The following is a 4,176-nucleotide window of genomic DNA, read 5'->3' as shown; positions in this document are numbered from 1 at the left end:
AGATGACGTCATGGACATGGTCCGCATCGAACCCAATGTGTTGCCGGTGATGCCGGTCTGTCTGGTGGGGTCCATGGTGGACGGCAAGCCCAATTTCATGACCGTGGCCTGGTTCACCCGGCTCTCCTACAAGCCGCCCATGGTGGGCGCGGCCATCAATCACCGGCAATACACCCGGCAAGGGATTGTGGAGGCCGGGATGTACAGCATGTGCTTTCCCGGGAGGGCGCTTCTGGAATTGACCGACTATTGCGGGCTGGTCTCGGGCCGCAACGTGGACAAGGGCGCGCTTTTCGACGTGTTTTACGGCGAACTCGGTTCCGCCCCCATGATCCGGGAATGCCCGCTGTGTTTGGAGGTGGCCGTGTCCCAGACCGTGGAGGTGGCCACCAACACCTTTTTCATCGGCGAGATCAAGGCCGCCCACGCCCATGCCGACGTGCTCAGCGACGGGCGGCCGGACATGAAAAAAATCGACCCGCTTATCCTGACCATGCCCCAAAACGGCTATTTCGCCCTGGGTGAGAGGGTGGGCGAGGCCTGGAACGCGGGGAAAAAGCTGAAGGGAGAAAAAGCATGAAGGTTTTGGCCATAAACGGCAGCGCCAGAAAAAACGGCAACACCGCCATCATGATCAACACGCTTTTAGCCGAACTAACGGCCGAGGGCATCGAAACGGAGCATGTGCAGTTGGCCGGGCAGGATCTGCGCGGCTGCCTGGCCTGCTACAAATGTTTCGAGACCAAAGACCGGAAGTGTATTCAGAAAAAGGACACGCTCAACGAGCTCATTGAAAAGATGCAGGGCGCCGACGGCATCGTGCTCGGGTCGCCAACCTATTTCGCCAACGTGACCAGCAACATGAAGTCCCTGATCGACCGGGCGGGGCTGGTGTCCATCGCCAACGGCCGCCTGTTCACCCGCAAGGTCGGGGCGGCGGTGGTGGCCGCCCGGCGCGGCGGGGCCATCCACACCTTCAATTCCCTCAACCATTTCTTTTTCATCAACGAGATGGTGGTGCCCGGCTCCATCTATTGGAACATGGGATTCGGCCGGGAAATCGGAGAGGTGAACGGCGACGAAGAAGGCCTGCGCACCATGAGCACCCTGGGCCAGCACATGGCCTGGCTTCTGAAGAAAATCCACGCCTAGCGGTCCTTTCTCCCCCCGTTGCGGCGGCGATCCGCGCTTGGGCCCTCCGAACGGGGTCTCCGCCGCACCACGGGATTTGACAAGCCCACCCCCCTTTTGGGATACAGCACCCTGGACTGCGGCTGACGAGGGCAACGGGCCGCGCGACGTCCAAATCCGCCAGGACGGTTCGGGCCACCCCGTCTGCGCATCGCCGGGATCCCCAAGGAGAAGCCATGTCCGTAAAAGCCGCATGCGCGGTCGTACTGTTGCTGGTCGTGGTTCCCGTGGCGGCGTTCACCGCCGGGTGTTCCTCCCACTCCCCCCAGACGCCCCCTGCGCCGCCACCGGCAGAGGCCTTCAACGCGGGGCAGCGGGCCTACGAGCAGGGCAACTTCGAACAGGCGGCCACGCTGTTCGCCGCCGCAGGCACCCCCCAGGCCAAGGTGTATCTGGGTCAAAGCCTGACCCGGGACGCCGCGAAAAAGGCCTTTACGGCTTACGACGAGGCCCTGCGCGCCGACCCCGGCCTGGACGACGCCATGGAGGCCATGGGACTTTTGCTGGCCAACCAGGGCGAGACGGCCCAGGCCAAGCCCTGGCTGATCAAGGCCGGAACCACGGGGGGCTTGAGCCCCGAGGCCCTGCTGCGACTGGGCGACATCTTTCTGGCCGAAGGCAACTGCCGCGAGGCCCTGGCCGCCTATGAAAAGGCCGCCGCGCCCCAGGTGGGATACGCCCCGGCCGCGCGCCGCCTGGAGGCCGTGCGCGGACTGTGCGGCGGCAAGGCCGCCCTGGCCGGAGGCCCGGGCAAGGGCGCACGCAACGGCCCGGCGGACGGCGACCCGGCGGCGGGATTGTACGGCCAAGGGGCGAAAAGCGGCCGCACAGGCGCCTCCCAGACCCCGGCCAAACAAAAGCCGGGCCCCAAGACTATCGACTTAAACGACATCTGAGCACCCTGCGCGACTTGGCGGCTTTGCGGCGTCGGGCGAATGCCCCTTGCCGCCCGGGCCGAGTTTGCGTAGGAAGCAGGCCGGAGCCAACCGTCCGGGCCAATGGCGCCCGGCACATCGGCCACCTGGCGAGACGATCCGACAAGGAGAGAGATATGGTGAGAAAAACCCTGCTGCTCACGGCGCTTTTTCTGCTTCTTTTGGGCAACGCGGCCTCGGCCCTGGCCCAATCGGCCCCAAGCTTCGCCCAAACGTGGACTGGATACACCGAGAAGGAAAAACACTGCTTCATCACCGGCATGGCCACCGGCGTGCGCATCATGTGCACGGACCTCACTGTGGGACGCGGCAAGGACGCCGATCCGGAACACATCAACAAGCAGTTCCGGGAATGCTTCAACGCCTACGTCATCAGCGACCCGGCCAAGGCCGTCAAGGCCATGGACGAACTCTACGCCGACAAGAAAAACGCCTTCATCCCCTTCGACGGCGTCTACAAGATCGCCGGACTCAAGCTCAACGGCGAAAACGTGGACTCCATCCTCGAACAGTCCCGGCAGTATGCCGAGGGCCTCAAGAAGAAGATGGCCAAAGAAGCCAAGAAATAACCCGCCGCACCGGGGCCGGACCACGGTTCGGCCCCGCCTCGCCGTCCTCCCGCATCCCCTGCCGGGGACACCTTCGTTTCACGCGCGACCCGTTCCGGCCTGACCGACGCCCACAGGACGACGCCGTCGGCTGTCCACCGGGTCGACGATTGGCCGTCTCCGAGACATGCCGCACCCTAGAGACCGAACGTCCGGATCGCATAGAAAAAAAGACCGTTGCCTTGGTTCATCTGGAAATCCGCCTGCCCGGGGTCCGAGGATTCGGGGCTATGGCGGGGAGACAGCGGCGTCCGGCCTGGCGCGCACCAAGCCCTCCAGGGATGCGTCCGGGGAAAACCCCGGGAACACCCGTTTGACGGCCTCGGCCGAAAGTCCCAGATGGCCCCTCAGGACCGCCGCCAGGGGTTGGCGATAGTCCATGGTCACCGGCAGCAGGTGTTCACGGTACAGCCTGCGTCCGGCCAGGCCCGGCGGCTGGCCGTACAACTGGCCGCCAGCCACCGGCCCGCCCATGAGCCACACAAGCCCCCCGTGCCCGTTGTCCGTGCCGCCCGTGTCGTTTTCCGAAAGGGACCGGCCGAATTCGCTGACCACCGCCACCACCGTGCGCTCCATGCCCGAGGCCAGGCCCTCGGCCAGGACACGCAACCCCGTGGCCGTGTGGGCCAGGGACTCCGCCAGCCGACCCGTGGCCGCGCCCTGGCGGACATGGCTGTCGAAGCCGCCAAAGGCCAGGAAGGCCAACGTCAGGTCGGACTGGCGCGTCATCTGCTCCGCGAGTTTCCCGGCCAGCTTGGGGAAGAGCGACACCGGGGGATCGCCGCCCCGGGAGGCGTCCATCTCCCGGGCAAGCGCCGCCAGACGCGACCGGCGAAAGGACATGCCCTCGCGGAAGGCCCGGGCCAGGGCGGCCGGAACGCCCTTGGCCCCGTAGGATTTGACCAGGGCCGCGTCCAGTTCCGTGACGTCGGGCAGGGTGGCCGCGTCCATGGGGTAGACGTACCGCCCGGGCGGCAGGTTGACGCTTCTGGCCTTGCCGGAAAGGATCAAGGGACGCCGGGGGGTGGCGAACACGGCCCGGACCGTGGTGTCCGGAGGGGCTTTTTTCCCTGCCGGCCTGGGGGCCAGCTCCAGGGCCAGGCGGTTCATCCAGCCGCCGTCCTTGGCAGAGCCCAGGGAGGACACGCCGCCCACCCCGGTCTCCATGATTTTTTGCGCCGTGGCGTGGTCGCGCACCGCCTCGGGCAGCCCCACCCCCTGCACGAATGCCAGATGGCCGGCCTGGAAATCCTCCGCAAGCGGGGCCAGGGCCGGATGCAGCCCCAGGCCGCCGGTCAGGGACACGACCCCGCCCGGCCGCCCGGGCGGGGCCAGGGCCGTGGTGGGCCGGGACATACGGTAGAAATCGTTTGCAAAGGGCGGCAGGACGCTTAGGGCGTCCACGCCGCCACGCAAAAACACCACCACCAGCCGGGCGGGCG

The 4,176-nt window shown here is 66.4% G+C and carries 5 protein-coding genes; 4 read left to right on the top strand and 1 reads right to left on the bottom strand.

The window, feature by feature from the left end:
• The 4 genes from V3572_RS08065 to V3572_RS08050 form a co-directional block, all read left to right on the top strand.
• The coding region (locus V3572_RS08065; RefSeq protein WP_332110468.1) for a flavin reductase family protein at positions 1-580 on the top strand (580 nt) is incomplete at its 5' end.
• A complete protein-coding gene (locus tag V3572_RS08060) occupies positions 577-1,152 on the top strand; it encodes a flavodoxin family protein (RefSeq protein WP_332110467.1) in 576 nt (191 codons plus the stop codon). The genes V3572_RS08065 and V3572_RS08060, both read left to right, overlap by 4 nt.
• 215 nt (positions 1,153-1,367) lie before the next feature.
• Positions 1,368-2,087, top strand: coding sequence for a tetratricopeptide repeat protein (locus V3572_RS08055; protein WP_332110466.1), 720 nt, complete (start codon positions 1,368-1,370; stop codon positions 2,085-2,087).
• A gap of 155 nt (positions 2,088-2,242) precedes the next feature.
• The gene (locus V3572_RS08050) at positions 2,243-2,695 is read left to right on the top strand and encodes a hypothetical protein (protein ID WP_332110465.1); all 453 of its coding nucleotides are present in this window, start codon (positions 2,243-2,245) and stop codon (positions 2,693-2,695) included.
• A gap of 267 nt (positions 2,696-2,962) precedes the next feature.
• Here V3572_RS08050 and V3572_RS08045 read toward each other — a convergent pair.
• Positions 2,963-4,176: DUF1501 domain-containing protein (locus V3572_RS08045; RefSeq protein WP_332110464.1), on the bottom strand; the 1,214-nt coding region annotated here is incomplete at its 5' end.

The organism is Desulfolutivibrio sp. (genome assembly GCF_036584575.1).
Classification (GTDB): Bacteria; Desulfobacterota; Desulfovibrionia; order Desulfovibrionales; family Desulfovibrionaceae; genus Desulfolutivibrio.
The sequence above is the reverse complement of the archived record's forward strand: the minus strand, read 5'-3'. Positions and strand labels throughout refer to the sequence as shown.